Origin of the sequence: Pseudomonas sp. NY15364, from assembly GCF_048068235.1 — a bacterium.
Taxonomy (GTDB): Bacteria; Pseudomonadota; Gammaproteobacteria; order Pseudomonadales; family Pseudomonadaceae; genus Aquipseudomonas; species Aquipseudomonas mendocina_D.
Genome location: NZ_JBLUPX010000005.1, coordinates 174,561 through 190,086, shown reverse-complemented (window position 1 = coordinate 190,086; position 15,526 = coordinate 174,561). Strand labels below are relative to the sequence as shown.

Annotated in this window: 9 protein-coding genes; 8 read left to right on the top strand and 1 reads right to left on the bottom strand. The window is 60.1% G+C overall.

The genetic code is table 11. The annotated features are described in order from the left end of the window. Window positions 1-180: 180 nt before the first annotated feature. Window positions 181-1,173 (bottom strand): helix-turn-helix transcriptional regulator, encoded by a 993-nt coding sequence (locus ACNFCJ_RS06855; RefSeq protein WP_416770515.1) that lies wholly within the window; start codon window positions 1,171-1,173, stop codon window positions 181-183. A gap of 83 nt (window positions 1,174-1,256) precedes the next feature. Here ACNFCJ_RS06855 and ACNFCJ_RS06850 point away from each other — a divergent pair, with 83 nt between their 5' ends. The 8 genes from ACNFCJ_RS06850 to ACNFCJ_RS06815 all read left to right on the top strand — a co-directional run bounded on the left by ACNFCJ_RS06850 (window position 1,257) and on the right by ACNFCJ_RS06815 (window position 15,521). Next, window positions 1,257-2,129: a tetratricopeptide repeat protein gene (locus tag ACNFCJ_RS06850; protein WP_416770514.1), complete on the top strand. Its 873-nt coding sequence runs from the start codon at window positions 1,257-1,259 to the stop codon at window positions 2,127-2,129. Between the two features lie 65 nt (window positions 2,130-2,194). After that, window positions 2,195-3,112, top strand: coding sequence for a hypothetical protein (locus tag ACNFCJ_RS06845; RefSeq protein ID WP_416770513.1), 918 nt, complete (start codon window positions 2,195-2,197; stop codon window positions 3,110-3,112). Window positions 3,113-3,122: 10 nt separating this feature from the next. Further along, entirely contained in the window at window positions 3,123-3,716 is a 594-nt protein-coding gene (locus tag ACNFCJ_RS06840) for a hypothetical protein (protein WP_416770511.1), read from the top strand. A gap of 139 nt (window positions 3,717-3,855) precedes the next feature. Further along, window positions 3,856-7,308, top strand: coding sequence for an exodeoxyribonuclease V subunit gamma (gene recC, locus ACNFCJ_RS06835; protein ID WP_416770510.1), 3,453 nt, complete (start codon window positions 3,856-3,858; stop codon window positions 7,306-7,308). Continuing rightward, window positions 7,305-10,988, top strand: coding sequence for an exodeoxyribonuclease V subunit beta (gene recB / locus ACNFCJ_RS06830; RefSeq protein ID WP_416770509.1), 3,684 nt, complete (start codon window positions 7,305-7,307; stop codon window positions 10,986-10,988). Before recC ends, recB begins: the two co-directional genes overlap by 4 nt. Continuing rightward, entirely contained in the window at window positions 10,985-13,072 is a 2,088-nt protein-coding gene (recD, locus tag ACNFCJ_RS06825) for an exodeoxyribonuclease V subunit alpha (protein ID WP_416770507.1), read from the top strand. Before recB ends, recD begins: the two co-directional genes overlap by 4 nt. Before the next feature lie 459 nt (window positions 13,073-13,531). After that, a complete protein-coding gene (locus ACNFCJ_RS06820; RefSeq protein WP_416770506.1) occupies window positions 13,532-14,023 on the top strand; it encodes a hypothetical protein in 492 nt (163 codons plus the stop codon). Window positions 14,024-14,651: 628 nt separating this feature from the next. Continuing rightward, window positions 14,652-15,521: a site-specific integrase gene (locus tag ACNFCJ_RS06815; RefSeq protein ID WP_416770505.1), complete on the top strand. Its 870-nt coding sequence runs from the start codon at window positions 14,652-14,654 to the stop codon at window positions 15,519-15,521. Window positions 15,522-15,526 lie beyond the last annotated feature (5 nt).

Here is a 15,526-nt window from a genome sequence, read left to right as displayed (position 1 = left end):
TCGGCCGTGACGCGAGCCATTTCGGAGTTCACGGCCTGGACCGTGATCGTGAAATTGGCGCGAGGTCCTGCATTAGGGGCTACACGCTGGAGGAAAGCGGAATAGGTCTTCATCGCGGAGTCTCCATGGTCAGATGACGGGAGATAGAGTGCCTCCGGTATGCGACAGCCTATGTCGCATTCAACCTTGTTCGTACAGTGCCGCCATCCGATGCGCCGATAAGGCCATTTGTTGTCTTAGCTCAACCGGCTCAAGAACCTCCAAGTGTTCGCCCTGGCTCAATAGCCATAGTTCCAGCCCCTGGCTAAGAGGCAGGCTGCCCATCATCAGCCACCAGCCATCAGCGGTGGGCTGTAGCTGTTGATCGGCAGTGAGCGCGTTCTCGTCTAGGCGTTCATAGAGCGTCTGAGAAATGCGCAGCTTCAGTTGAGTTGGGTACTCAGATTTCTGGGATATCAGGCTGCGCTTGACCTCGAACGAGTTCATCTCAAAAGCGTCAGGAGTTCTTAGGTCTTCCCATGTAGCCTTGGCAGACTGAAAACGATGCAGGGGAAGGGAGGCCAGTTTGCCTTCGGGCAAGCCTTTGAAAACGCATACGAGGTAGATATTGGAGTCTTGGTAGGAAAGTCCCAGTGGCTTGATATGTAGGGTTCGTGGCTCACTGGCGCCGCGCTTGAGGTAGAGCGCTTCGATAGATGCATCATCCAGAAGTGCTTGTTGGACAACCTCCAGTACCTCTGGCTTCACCTGGCCTGGTTCCAGGACAACGAAGCGGGTGTTGCTGATGACCTTGCCTGAGCAGTCTTGGCTAGGCCGGTTTCCTTTCAACAGTGATTTCGCGTAATCCCGAAGGGGCGCCAGATTTGCTACCTGCGCCGCCATTCCGAATCTAGCAGCGTGCTCCATGATCATGACGAGGTTCATTGCATCTGTTGGCAGCATGCTCAGTCGCGATAGCGATTTCTCTGCCCACCACAGTTTTGCTTTGCCCTTGGGCCTACTGTGCACATGGGGGAATTTCTGTTCGAGTTCGCTGAGGTCACGTTGAATGGTGCGTTTATCAACCTGGACGCCCTGATTGGCTACTCGTTGGTGAATGGCGTTGCTATCGAGAGCGCTGTCCTTGCTCGGGAGAAGGCCAAGGATGAGCTCATGGCGGAGTAGCTGTTCCACACTTCCGTCCCTGCTTGTGTGCGACACAGGCTGTCGCATGGCTGTTGAAAATGGTCAGGCACGATCATCGATGAGGCAGCAGCATGAGCAAATCTGCGGAAGTCTTCAATCTCATGGATAACCTTCTTCCGCGGGCTGAAGACGTCGAGCTAGCTGGGCCTGACGAGTTGCAACGCCTTTACGCTGGCATTGGAATGCCATCGCTGAGAGCGATGGAGCTAAGCGGGCAGGCGGGTGTTACCTATCACGAGATCAAGGCAGCCAATCCGCTTCTTGAATTGGTTGATCCGATCAGAATTCGAAATCGCTATGTGGAGCTGCGTGAGCAGGCCCTGATTGGTGACGAGAATGCACTCAATGATCTTGGGTGGTGGTGGCTCAACGGTTTGCGGCTCAAGCCAAATCCTGCACTGGCCAAGCGGTTGTTCAAGATAGCGGCAGTGATGGGCTCCGCCGAGGCGCTATTCAACCTCGCCGAGCTGGCCTTCTATGGCAAGGGGCTGGCGATCAATCCGGGGTTGGCCATCGATTATTACGAGCAGGCGTTCGAGTCAGGGATTATCTGTGCTGCAGAGGCATTGGGTAGCCTGTATGAGCGCGGGGATGAGGATGTCATTGCCGATCATGGCAAGGCCATAAGTTGGTACAAGCGAGGTGCGGCGGAGCATGACTCGATGGCGTGCTTCTCGCTTGGGAGGTTGGCACTGGATGAATCATCACCTGAGTATGATCCCGCGCTTGGCTTGTATTGGTTGCAGTGGGCTGCGATGAAAGGGCAGGTGTTGGCGACTGAGCGGCTTACCGATTTTTACTTCTCTACCTTCGAGTCCCCGCCGGATCCTGATGGGGTGCTGTTTCGTTTTTGGCGGGATCTGGCGATCAGCCAGGGAAGCTTGTGGGCTAGAGAGTTGCGTGCATCGGATGTTGCTATTCAACAGGTATGCAAAAGCTCATAGCATGCTGGCTTTATGCCCCTGCAGGGATATCAATAGATGCTGGGGTTAGGACTAAGAGGAAGGGAATGAGTCTGACTGGAAATCAAAAGGCCTTTGCACGGTACCTGGCTGATTTATGGGGCAGGCCAGAGGCACTGGGAGAGATGCGTGGTTTGTTCCCAGTGGGAGATGCTTCGGAGGCAGGGCTGCTGCATAGCTTTCGCATTAGCAAACATCAGAGCTGGAAGCCTTGGAAAGGGCGTATTGCCTCAGCGGTTCATCATTGGTGGTGTCATTCGCTTCAGGAGGCCTTTCTCCATTACTCCTGGCCTGATAGCCCTAAGCCTAATTCATCCCAATGCATTGCTGCCCGTTTGCGGCAAGCGCTAGCTGTGCATGATCAAGCAACTGCCCGCGATGCATGCCTGGCTATATTCCACTGGGGGGGCGTCGCGCGTCGCCCTGGTGATAAATCTCTGGCTTGGGTCGAGGATCAGTACCTACAAAAAACGCTATGCCAATCAATCATGCAGGCAGTCCAACTGCTTCAACCTGGATCTGCTCAAGGGCTTGCTGCATTCGATGGAAAGAAACTCCTGATGAATTCCGCTATGACAAAGGTCTACGCGGCTGCCGACCCTGACCACATCATTATCTACGACGGCCGCGTTGGTGCTGCACTTGGATTGCTCGCCCGTTATTCACTCATGCGTGCTGGCGTACCTAGCGTCCCTGCTGATTTATCCTTTCGGTGGGGGGCCGGACAAGGCGACACGACGAATAGAGATCCATCGCTGGGGGCGTTCAAGTTTCGCAAGCTCAATGCCGCTCAGTGCCAGCTATGGGCGGGACAGGTGTTGCTTGCAGGAGAGTTGCTGCAGCAGGTGATGGCATACAACCCAAGCATTGGCTCCATTGCAGAGCTTGAGAAAGCCCTCTTCATGATCGGTTACAACGTAGATACAGATCTCCCCCCTCTGCCGCTTCCCCGGGTTTCCCCATAAGGAGATTTACATGGAGTTTTATCGGGCGATTCCTGCCAGCCAAGTGGGGAGGGCGGAAAAAGATCTTCGTCGTCACTCAACGATGCGAATACCCAGCAATGTTCCCTACGTGGTCGACAACCTCTGGGAGTCTCTTCGGCCGAGAAATATGCCGTCCCGCCGGCATGCAATTTACGCCAGCCCAACCCCTGAACTCGCTTTGCTGAATGCCAGTGCTCCGCTGGCTGATGGTGATGAATACGTTGCCTGCAGGGTTGTTGTAGAGCCACAGAAAATCCGTATTGCTCAGCTTCAGGTGACCGATGCGCGCTACCACAGCGACATTCGCTTGATTAGCAAGTGGATCAGTCAGCATGGGCAGGAGTTGGCTGAGCTTTCGTTGGATCAAAAGCAGAAGCTTGCACCGCTCTTTATGCCGGGCCTGCATCGACGTGAGCTGACTGAGCTGTGGAAGGCCCATCCGTTGGTGGCCGCGCTTTGTACCTATGCGAGGCAGCACTCTTCGTTCTGGTCCTCCGCATCTGACAGCCCTCGGTCTTCGGATGGCGAGCTGTTCTTTGAGTTGGTCGATGACGCCGATACCTACCGGCTTGAAGTCATTTGAGGTTGCCGGAGCGTTTCTCCAATCGCTGCTTCAGTTCAACGACGTCACTTTTCTTCTTCCGTGAAAGATCCCGTGCGACACAGGGTGTCGCATGTGTTGATTAGCTTTTACTCCAGCGTACCTAGAGGGATGTGTGTCTATGCAGGAGCTTCAGCCTGGTCTTGTTGTCATCCATGGCAATCATCTAGAAGAACTGCGAGCCCTTGCAGTGCAGTGGATGCGCAGCCACCCGCTACGTCCGCTGGAGAACGAGGTGCTGCTGGTGCAGAGCAACGGTATCGCCCAGTGGCTGAAACTGGCGCTGGCCGAGGACCCGCACAAGGGTGGCTGCGGCATTGCCGCGGCGCTGGATGTGCAGTTGCCTGCGCGCTTTTTGTGGCAGGTGTATCGCGGGGTGCTGGGGGCGCAGACCACGCCGCAGTCCTCGCCGCTGGACAAGGCAGCGCTGAGCTGGCGGCTGATGCGCCTGCTGCCCAGCTTGCTCACGAACCCGGTTTTCGCAAGCCTGCAGCGCTTTCTGGAAAAGGACGATGAACAGCGCAAGCTGCACCAACTGTGCGAGCGGTTGGCGGACTTGTTCGACCAATACCAGGTGTACCGCGCCGATTGGCTGGAAGACTGGGCTGCCGGGCGAGATCAACTTCAACACATCAAGGGCACTGTGCAGCCATTGGATGCGCCGAACCTGTGGCAGGCGCAGCTATGGCGCGAGGTATTGGCCGACGTTGGCGAGGGCGCGCTCGAGCAAAGCCGCGCCGGGGTTCACAAACGCTTCGTCGCCCACCTGCGCAGCGCTGCCCAGGCGCCAAAGGGGCTGCCACGCAGGGTTGTGGTGTTCGGCATTTCCTCGATGCCTGCGCAGGTGCTCGAAGCCCTGAAAGAGCTTTCCCGCTACAGCCAGGTGCTGCTGTGCGTGCACAACCCTTGCCGGCACCACTGGGGCGATATCGTCGCCGACAAAGACTTGCTGGCGCACCACTACCGCCGCCAACCTGCCCGTGAGGTTGCCGCAGCTGCGAACGAGCACGGCCAGCCCTTGCTCGCCGCCTGGGGTAAGCAGGGGCGCGACTACATCAACCTGCTCGACTACCACGACGAGCCCGGCAGCTATCGCCACCTGCTCGACGGCCTCAATGGCGGGCGTATCGACCTGTTTACCGAACCGGATACGGCAACCCTGCTAGGCCAGCTGCAAAGCGACATTCTTGAGCTGCGCCCGTTGCCGGAAACCCGCGAAGCCTGGGGGGCGGTAGACGCTACCGCCGACCGCTCGCTGCGTTTTCATGTGGTGCACAGCATGCAGCGCGAAGTGGAAGTGCTGCACGACCAACTGCTCGCCCGCTTCAGCGCCGACAAGCAGTTGAGCCCACGGGATGTGATCGTGATGGTGCCGGACATCAACGCCTACACCCCTCACATCGAGGCAGTGTTCGGCCAGGTGCCAAGGAGTGATTCGCGCTACCTGCCGTTTACCGTGGCCGACCAAGGCCAGCGCGGCCGCCAGCCGCTGCTGATCGCTCTGGAACACCTGCTCAAGCTGCCCCATAGCCGCTTCGCTGCCAGCGATATTCTTGACCTGCTGGACGTACCGGCCTTGCGCGCGCGTTTCATGATCAACGAAGCCGACGTACCCACCCTGCAACGCTGGATCGACGGTGCCGGTGTGCGCTGGGGACTCGATGCCGAGCAGCGCGAAAGCCTGGGTATGCCGGCGGGCCTCGAGCAGAACACCTGGCGCTTCGGCATGCGACGCATGCTGCTGGGCTACGCTGCTGGGCGAGCGCCTCAGCTCAACGGCATCGAACCCTACGACGAAGTGTCGGGGCTGGAAGCTGCCCTGGCCGGGCCGCTGCTGACCTTGCTCGACCACCTGGAAGTGGCCCTTCAGGAACTCCAGCAACCGGCCACGCCGGTGCAATGGGCCGAGCGCCTGCAAGCTTTGTTGAAGGTGTTCTTCCGCCCGGTAAGCGATGCAGAGGAACTGCTGGTCAACCAATTGCTCAAGCTGCTCGAAGGTTGGCTGCGCACCTGCGAGGTGGCGCAGTTCGCGCAGCCACTGCCGCTGAGCGTGGTGCACGAGGCCTGGCTCAGCGGTATCGAAGATGGTGGCCTGTCGCAGCGCTTCCTGGCTGGCGCGGTGAACTTCTGCACCTTGATGCCGATGCGGGCGATTCCGTTCAAGGTTGTGTGCCTGCTGGGCATGAACGATGGCGATTACCCGCGCCAGCAATCGCCGGTCGATTTCGACCTGATGCGCAACGACTATCGCCCCGGCGACCGCTCGCGACGTGAAGATGACCGGTACTTGTTGCTGGAGGCCTTGCTGTCGGCCCGCAAGCAGCTGTATGTGAGCTGGGTAGGCCGCAACATCCGCGACAACAGCGAGCGCGTGCCTTCGGTGCTGATTGGCCAATTGCGTGACCACCTGGCCAGCGGCTGGCGCTCGGCCAGCGGCCAGCCACTGCTGCCAGCGCTGACCCAGGAGCATCCACTGCAACCCTTCAGCGCCGCCTACTTCGCCAACCAGCTGGGGCCTGATGGCTTGTTCACCTACTCCAGCGAATGGCGCGAGGTGCATGACGAGCACGACTCGCAGCCAGTAGGCGAACGCCTGCCCGCGCTGGTGCAGGACACGCCGTTGAGCCTGCGGCAACTTTCCGAGTTCGTGCGCGACCCGGTGGGCGCGTTCTTCAGCCAGCGGTTGAAGGTCAACTTCGATGACGACGAGTTGGTCAACCGCGATGACGAGGCCTTCCAGCTCGATGGTCTGGAAAACTGGCAACACCAGGACCGGCTCACCCAGGCGCTCAAACGCTGGGTCGAGGAGGCATACGAGCCCGAACAGGCCCTGACCGAATTGGACCAGCAAGTGCAGCGCCTGCAACGCGAGGGCGCCTTGCCACTGGGCGGCTTCGGCACTTTGAGCGCCTCGGCGCTGGTGGAGCCGATGCCGGGCCTGCTGGCGCGCTACCACGCCCAATTGCAAGCCTGGCCCGAACTCGAAGAAGGCCAGAGCGCCGCCGTCATTGACGCCACTGAAGAGCGTCCCGGCCTCAAGGATTGGCTGGGTGGCATTCGCCGCAACGCGTTGGATGAGCGAGCCTACCTGCAACTGGACAGCAAGAAGCTGTGCAGCGACGACAGCCTGCGTTGGCAGCACCTGGTGCGGCCTTGGTTGCGGCACTTGGCGTTGCAGTTGAACGGGCCTGCCTGCACGACCATTCTGGTGGGTTTGAATGGCGATGTGGTGTTCCGGCCAGTGCCTGAACACCAGGCCCGGGAGCAGCTGCAAGCGCTGCTCCAGGCCTGGGTGGCGGGCATGCAAGAGCCGCTGCCGGTGGCCTGCGAAAGCGCCTTCGCCTGGTTGGCAGCGGGTGGGGAAAGCAGCGATTCGGCTTACGACAAAGCGCGCGATATCTATGAAGGCGGCTACATGAAAAAGGGTGAAGTGGAGCGCTCGTTCTCCCAACGGCGTGCCTACGCCGACTTCGACCAACTGTGCGCGAGCGGCCAGTTCGCGGCCTGGGCCCAGCACCTGTATGGCGGCTTGTTCGGCCACTTCACCTCGATCGACGCAGGAAGCGACCAATGACAGCGGTTAACCTCAACCCCCTCGATTTCCCCCTGCATGGCAGCCGCTTGATCGAAGCGAGTGCCGGCACCGGCAAAACCTTCACCATCGCCTTGCTGTACGTGCGGCTGGTACTGGGCCATGGGGGCGATGCAGCGTTCAAGCAAGCGCTGACGCCGCCGCAAATTCTGGTGGTGACCTTCACCGACGCCGCCACCCAAGAGCTGCGCGACCGCATTCGCGCACGCTTGAGCGAGGCTGCCCAGTGCTTTCAGGCACCTGATGAGCGTCACGACTCGCTGCTGGTGAAACTGCGCCACGGTTACCCCGCCGATCAGTGGCCGGCCTGTGCTCGTCGGTTGCAGTTGGCCAGCGAGTGGATGGACGAAGCCGCGGTTTCGACCATTCATGGCTGGTGCTACCGAATGCTGCGCGAGCACGCCTTCGACAGCGGCAGCCTGTTTACCCAGACACTGGAAACCGACCAGCGCGAGTTGCTCGATGAAGTGGTCAGGGACTACTGGCGCCAGCAGTTCTATGGCCTGCCGCCTGAGGTTGCCAGGGTGGTGACGGATAGTTTCAAAAGCCCCACCGAGCTACGCGAAGCGCTGACGCCGCTGCTGTCGCGTAGCGATGCCGAGTTTCAGCAGGCAGGGATGTCGATCACAGCGCCCGCGCAACTGGATGCTTTGCTTCAGGGGCCTGCTGACTGGGCTGCGCAGTGCGTCGCGCTCGAAGCGCAGGCAAGGGCAGCTTGGGCCAACGACATCGTGGCGCTGGAGGCGTTGCTGCACAGCGCGCGCAGCGCACTGAACGGCAAGTCCTACCCCACCAAAACCCCCGAAACCTTTGAGCAAATGCTTGGCGATATCGCCGCCTGGAGCCAGGGAGGCGAAGCCAGTAGCCACGTTCGCAAATGCGGGCAAGCCCGCTTCAAGCTGAACAAAGGCGGTGCCATCGGCACGCACCCGGCGTTTCAAGCCATCGATGCCTGGGTCGACCATGAGGAGTCGAAGCAGGACATCCGCGCGCAGTTGCTGCTGCATGCTCTGCGTGAAGTGCAGGGCGCCTTCGAGGAAGAAAAGCTGCGCCGGGCGCAGATCGGTTTCGACGACTTGCTCAACCGCCTTGGCCGTGCCCTGGAAGGCCCGTCTGGCCCGCGCCTGGCGCAGACCATTCGCCAGCAGTACCCGGTGGCCCTGATCGACGAGTTCCAGGACACCGACCCGGTTCAGTACGGTATCTTCGACAAAATCTACTGCATTGGAGAAAACCTGCCCGACTGCGGCCTGTTCATGATCGGCGACCCGAAACAGGCAATCTATTCGTTTCGTGGCGCCGACATCTACACCTACCTCAAGGCGCGTGAGGCCACCAAGGGCCGGCATTACACCCTGGGCACCAACTTCCGCTCCACTCAAGCGATGGTCGATGCCGCCAACCATTGTTTCAAGTTCGCCGAAGCCCACCCCCGCGCAGCGTTCCGGTTTGCCGAGGAAGGGACGGAGAACCCGGTGCCGTTCGAAGGTGTCGATGCCAAAGGCCGCAGCGATACGTTGGAGATCGAGGGTGAAAAGCAGAAGGCCCTGACCCTGTGGCAGCTGCAAACCAACGGAGTAATCAACAACGCCACTTACCTGCGCGAGGCCTCCGAGGTATGCGCCTCGGCGATTCAGGCCTGGCTCGACCGCAGTGCAGAAAAAACCTCGGGCCTGCGCAACGGCGATGGCCAACTCACTGCACTCAAGCCTGCCGATATCGCCATTCTGGTACGCAGCCGCAAGGAAGCCGAAGCTATTCGCAAGGCCCTTGCGCGTCGCAAACTGGCAAGCGTTTATCTGTCTGACCGCGACTCGGTATTCGAAAGCGAAGAAGCCACCGACCTGCTGTGCATCCTGCGGGCCTGCGCCCAGCCCACCAGCGACCGCTTGCTGCGTGCGGCATTGGCCACCCGCAGCGTGGGCATTTCCTGGCAGGACCTGGAGCAGTTGAACCAGAACGAGCTGTGCTGGGAAGCGCATGTGCAGTGGTTCCGCGACTTCCGCGTGCTGTGGCAGCAACAAGGTGTGCTGCCCATGCTGCGCAGGCTGCTTGCAACCTTCAAGGTGCCGGCCCGTTTGCTGGCTGAAGAACAGGGCGAGCGCCGCCTGACCAACCTGCTGCACCTGGCCGAATGGCTGCAGCGCAGCGCGGCCGAACTCGATGGCGAGCACGCGCTGATTCGCCACCTGGCCGAGCAGATCAAGGAGCAGAGCGAGGAAGAAATTCTGCGCCTGGAAAGCGACTCGGACCTGATCAAAGTGGTGACCGTGCACAAGTCCAAGGGCTTGGAGTACCCCTTGGTGATGTTGCCGTTCGCGTGCAGCGCCAGGGCGGTGGATGGCCGCAGCAAGGCGCCGCCGATGTTCCATGAACAACAGGATGAGCAGTACAGCCTGGTGCTTGAACTGGCCAAGGGCGACCCGGCAAAGCCTGCGCAGAAACGCGCCGACGATGAGCGCATGGGCGAGGAAATGCGCCTGCTGTATGTCGCCCTCACCCGCGCCCGCTACGCCACCTGGATCTGCGTGGCGCCCCAGGGGTTCAAGACCGGGGGGCCGTCGATAGACTTGCACAAGTCGGGTTTGGGCTACTTGCTGGCAGGCGAAGGCACGGTTGCCCCTGAGCGGTTGGCTGAAGTGGTGGACGCCTTCGCGAAGGGCTGCAACGACATCGCGGTGTGCAAGGCCCCTGCGCAAACCGAGGGTGTCCATGTGGCGCCAGCGCGCCCGACGGTAAGCGAGGCCTTGCGCCCATTGCACTCGCTGGCGGCGAACTGGTGGATCGCCAGCTACTCCGTCTTGGCCATCGCCGACGACCGTGCGCGGATGGGCGCCGAGTCGCCTGTTGCGCCTGAGCCTGCCACTGCACTGGAATCCAACCTGCAAGAGCAGGACGACGAGCAGAACCCGCCTGCCGGCGTTGGTATTCACGCCTTCCCCCGAGGGGCTGGGCCGGGCACCTTCCTGCACGGGTTGTTCGAGTGGGCCGGCGATGAAGGCTTTGGCAACGCTGCCAGCGACGAGCAAGCCCTGCACGACGCCGTGGCACGGCGCTGCAACCTGCGCGGCTGGGAGCGCTGGATCGACCCGCTGTCGGCCTGGCTGAGCCACTACCTCAATGCATCTCTGCGCTTCAACGGCACCCAGTGCACGCTCGCAACGTTGAGCACCTATCAAGTCGAGATGGAGTTCTGGTTCTCCAGCCGCAACGTGAACGTCGAGCGCCTCGATGCCCTGGTGCGCCAACACACCCTAGGTGGCGCGCTGCGGCCGATGCTCGCGCCCAACCAGTTGAACGGCATGTTCAAAGGCTTCATCGACCTGACCTTCGAGCACGAGGGCCGCTACTACGTGGCGGACTACAAATCCAACTGGCTGGGCAGCACCGACAGCGCCTATGCCGCCGAGGCCATGGCCGAAACCATGCTGGACAAACGTTACGACCTGCAGCTGTGCCTGTACCTGCTGGCCCTGCATCGCCAGCTCAAGCTGCGCCTGCCCGGCTACGACTACGAGCAGCACATGGGCGGGGCGCTGTACCTGTTCATTCGTGGGCACCAGGCGCCCACCCATGGCCTGCACTTCGAGCGCCCACCGCAGCAACTGATCGAGCAGCTTGACCAACTCTTCATGGGGCAACACGCGGAGGCCAGCGCATGAGCCAGACCCTCAAGCAACTGAGCAGCAGCCAGGGCGATACCGAGCAGGTGGCGGTGTTCATCGGCGCCGCCAGCCACAGCGAGCTCTTGCAGCAACTCGATACGTGGGTGGCGCGTGGCTGGCTGCGTGCGCTGGATCGTGCCTTGGCGAAGTTCATGCTCGAACAAGACCCACAAGCCCAGGCCAGCGTGCTGCTGGCCGCCGCGATGACCAGCCACCAACTGGGCCGTGGCCACGCCTGCCTGGACCTGGCCGCCACCCTGTCAGCCCCGGATTTCGTACTGTCGTTGCCACCAGAAGGCGAAGAGGGCAGCACGCTGCCGTCGCAATGGTTGCAGGGTCTGGACGCTACGCAGTGGCGCCAGGCGCTGGCCGCCAGCACGCTGGTCGAAGACCGCGATGCCCGCCAGGACGCCCCCGAACGGCCCTTGGTGCTGGCGGGGCAGCGCCTGTACTTGCGCCGCTACTGGAACTATGAGTGCAGCATCGCCCAAGCTTTGAGCGCACGCTTGAGCGTGGCGCCCGTCACGCCAGACAACCTCGCCAGCCGCCTTGATGAACTGTTTCCCGCCCGTTCCGAAGCCGAGTGCGCGCAAGGCAGCAACTGGCAGAAAATTGCCTGCGCGCTAGCGGCCCGGGGCAACTTCAGCGTCATCACCGGCGGCCCGGGCACCGGCAAGACCACCTCGGTGGTGCGCCTGCTGGGTCTGCTGCAAACCCCTGCGGTCGAGAGCGGCAAGCCGCTGCGTATTCGCCTGGCGGCGCCGACCGGCAAGGCGGCGGCGCGGTTGTCCGAGTCCATTGGCAAGGAGGTTCTGGCGTTGCCGGTGAGCGACGCGGTACGCGCCGAGATACCGACGGATGTGTCCACCTTGCACCGCTTGCTGGGCAGCCGACCGAACTCGCGCAACTTCATTCACCAGCGCGACAAACCGCTGGAGCTGGATGTGCTGGTGGTCGATGAAGCCTCGATGATCGACTTGGAAATGATGGCCTGCGTACTGGATGCCTTGCCCCAGGCGGCGCGCTTGATTCTGCTGGGCGACAAGGACCAGTTGGCTTCGGTGGAAGCCGGTTCGGTGATGGGCGACCTGTGCCGCGAGGCTGAAAAGGGCGACTACAGCGCGCAGACCGCCCAGTGGCTGAGCACCCATAGCGGTGAGGCGCTGCTCGACCCTGAGTTGCAGATGGCCGAAGGCGCGGGCGCCCCGCTGGCGCAGCAGACCGTGATGTTGCGCCGCTCGTGGCGTTTCGACCCGCAGAAGGGTATCGGGCGCCTTGCCAAGCTGATCAACAACAAGCAGGCGGGCGAAGCACGGCGTGTGCTCGAACAACCATCGGAGCAGCTTTTCAACCTGCTGGTGCGTGGCGAGCAGGATGCCGCGCTTACCGACCTGGCCATCGATGGCAACCGCAGTGCGCCCGGCTACCGGCATTACCTGGAGCAACTGCGCGACCTGCGCCCCGCGCCTGACACGGCGTGGGACAGCGAGCTATGGGCGGGTTGGGCGGGCAAGGTGTTGTCTGCATTTGACCAGTTCCGCCTGCTCTGCGCATTGCGCCGGGGGCCTTGGGGCGTGGAGGGGTTGAACCAGTGCGTGGCCACGCAGTTGCGTCGGCGCGGTTTGCTGGACAGCGACCACGGCTGGTACGAAGGGCGGCCGGTGCTGGTGACGCGCAATGACTACAGCTTGAACCTGATGAATGGCGATATCGGCATTGCGCTATGGGTGCCGGGGCCGGACGGTGCGCTGGCCCTGCGTGTGGCCTTCCCGCGCAACGACGGCAGTGGCGGAGTGCGTTTCGTGATGCCGAGCCGGTTGGTGGAGGTGGAAACGGTGTTCGCCATGACGGTGCACAAGTCCCAGGGCTCGGAGTTCAGCCACACCACGCTGGTATTGCCTGATGCGCTGAACCCGGTGTTGACCAAGGAGCTGCTGTACACCGCCATCACCCGCGCTAGGGAGTGGTTCAGCCTGGCCGAGACTCACCCGGGTGTGTTCGAAGGTGCGGTGGGTCGCAACGTGCAGCGCACCAGCGGCTTGGCGTTGCAACTGCACGAGGCGCTGGCTCAACGCATCTGAGTGGGCGCATTCAGGCATTTGTAGCCGGGGTACTGGGCCTGGGTCGTGACCTTTGCCATGTTAGAGCTCACGGCATCAGCGCCCACAGGTCTAGACAAAATTAAGTGGTAAGTCGACGAGCCAGCATGTGAGCCTTAGCCAGTCATCCCCATGCAGCACTCACATTGAGGTTCATCTCAATCAGATGAAGCTAGATCCAGCATTGGTTCCGCAGCGTCAGTCCGTGACGGCTGAGTGGCTGCCGTTGGCCGAACCAATGGGATCTAGGGAGCGCTGGTGACAATGTGTCTAGGCAGCTTTGGGGTCATGCTTACGTTCAAGTATCACCCAAATGGCTTGCTCAAGGACCAGCGTGAGAGTCATAACACTGGCGTCAGTTAAAAATTTTGTGCACATTTGGGTGATGGCACTCTGATTGCGCAATCGTTATCTCCATCAGCTAGGATCAAGGATGCAACTATGCCCTCATCTCGCTATGTTAGTACGGCCAAAGAGCTGAAAAAGGCTCTGGATGACAAGGTTGACTTCATCGTCATCACTGACAAGAAACTTGCCTTTGCTGCCAGGGTGATAAAGGCTACTGGGTACAAAGCTTTGGCTGTCACTGCCGCTGCCGCCGGAGTGGCGGCAGTCAGCATTTGGAACCCCGCAGGTTGGTTTTCCGGTGCTGCCGCCGGAACAGCCGGAGCTACGGCTTTAATTTCGGGTTTCACCGCAATTGGCGGTGTTGGTGCAGCTGCAGCCGCTGGTATATCGGGAGGTACAGCTGCCGTGCTTGGTACGGTCGTGGTTGTTCTTGGAGTTATAGGCTTGGCGGCTTTGGTCATGCATAAGGACTATCACTGGGAGATCGACAGCAGTGCCGGTGGTAAAATCGACTCATCAGAGGCCACCCCCGCTGCAAAAGGTAACGCTTCATTCAAGATGACACTCAAGCGCAATGGCTCCTAGCTTCCGGCCCGGGCCGCCATACTTCTTCATTTGTAAGAAGTGCGCTCATCACTTCACAGGCCATACACGCTTAACCCTAAGATGCCCAGAGTGCGGTAGCTTCAGGGTCAAGCGCGATAGCTTGATGGAGAAGACTATCTGCAAGTAAGGCGCTCATGGGAGGTTGTACTGAGCTCTTTATTAATGGGGTAGCGGCTCCTAGATCACGAAAGCGCTACCCCTCAGTATGCAGGCTACCGATGGCCACGATTGACCGATTTTGTTGGAAAAGTCCTTCCGCGATTTTGACCATTAAAAAGCGTGAGCGACATTGAGCCTGATTCGCTCAGAGACGAAGCCTTGACATTTTCGTGGCAGCGCCTGATTCGAGCTTTTTTGCGCTGTCGATAAACAGCTCTCTCAGAAGCCTAATTTTCAACATTGCCGGTCGGGAGCAGGCCCTTATAGTTGATCGGTCTCGTCTTCAATCAACGAACCTATGTCCACGCAGGACAACACTGTCTGCCTTGACGTTCACTCGATCTTTGTTATGCAAAAATAATTGATTTCCCTATTGCGATAGCTTTTGCTCATTGAGCATGCTGGTTATGTGCGAGCTCGTTCGTACGTATAAGAAAGAAGAATCAGCATGAACACAGAGACCCAAAATGCATACCGCTCACTAGCCAGCCACTTCTACGCCACCCGTTTGCCTGACATCCCGGTCAGTGAGCTAAATGAGTTCAGTATCGTTGGTGCTTTATTGCGGGCTGCGCCTGAATATCGGCCCGACTATTTCAGGCGGTTGCGCAATGCACTCGCACTGGATCAGAAGCTCCGGAATCACTTCTGGATTGCCCAGGAAATCAATCGGACACTCAACCCTGTTACCGTTTTGGGCTTGCCTCGCAAACGCAAGCAGGCTCGGCGGCAGAGAATTTCTGATGAAGAGTTTGGGAGCTGGGTCAAGGAGCTGTTAGCGAAGGAGCAGGTGGTTGAGGCCGCGGCCCTTTTGTTGATCAGTATGACTGGCGCGCGTCCTTGTGAACTCAGTGGCATCAGCGTCAATGGCAATCGCATAGTGATTCCTGGTGCGAAACACAGCCATGGCGGTTTGCGTGGTGCTGACCGAGTGCTTGAAGCCAGTGAGGATTTCTGCAGGCTGGTGAGCAATGCTCTTGAGGCTTTCCATTCTCAAGGCAAGAGCTTGGACGCAATCCGCATAGCGATCCGTCGCGCGGCTCTTGAGACCTTTCCTCGTAGAAAAGTGCCGAGTATGTACACGTTGCGCCACCAGTTTGGATCAAACCTCAAGGCATCGGGCCTGTCGCGGGTCGAAATTGCTTATGTGATGGGGCATCAAGCGACGGACTCTATTGCACGATACGGCGATAAACGATTTGGCCGCGCTGAGGCTGTCCAGGTCAAGCCTGCGTGCGAAGCAGACTTATCGAGAGTTCGAACAACACATGCTGCATACGCTCGATCTCGTTCGAAGGCCTTGCGTATTGATTGCTGATTGTC

Coding starts and splice junctions, on each gene's coding strand:
- ACNFCJ_RS06850 (WP_416770514.1), top strand. CDS start 1,257: ATGAGCAAATCTGCGGAAGTCTTCAATCTCATGGATAACCTTCTTCCG.
- ACNFCJ_RS06845 (WP_416770513.1), top strand. CDS start 2,195: ATGAGTCTGACTGGAAATCAAAAGGCCTTTGCACGGTACCTGGCTGAT.
- ACNFCJ_RS06840 (WP_416770511.1), top strand. CDS start 3,123: ATGGAGTTTTATCGGGCGATTCCTGCCAGCCAAGTGGGGAGGGCGGAA.
- recC (WP_416770510.1), top strand. CDS start 3,856: ATGCAGGAGCTTCAGCCTGGTCTTGTTGTCATCCATGGCAATCATCTA.
- recB (WP_416770509.1), top strand. CDS start 7,305: ATGACAGCGGTTAACCTCAACCCCCTCGATTTCCCCCTGCATGGCAGC.
- recD (WP_416770507.1), top strand. CDS start 10,985: ATGAGCCAGACCCTCAAGCAACTGAGCAGCAGCCAGGGCGATACCGAG.
- ACNFCJ_RS06820 (WP_416770506.1), top strand. CDS start 13,532: ATGCCCTCATCTCGCTATGTTAGTACGGCCAAAGAGCTGAAAAAGGCT.
- ACNFCJ_RS06815 (WP_416770505.1), top strand. CDS start 14,652: ATGAACACAGAGACCCAAAATGCATACCGCTCACTAGCCAGCCACTTC.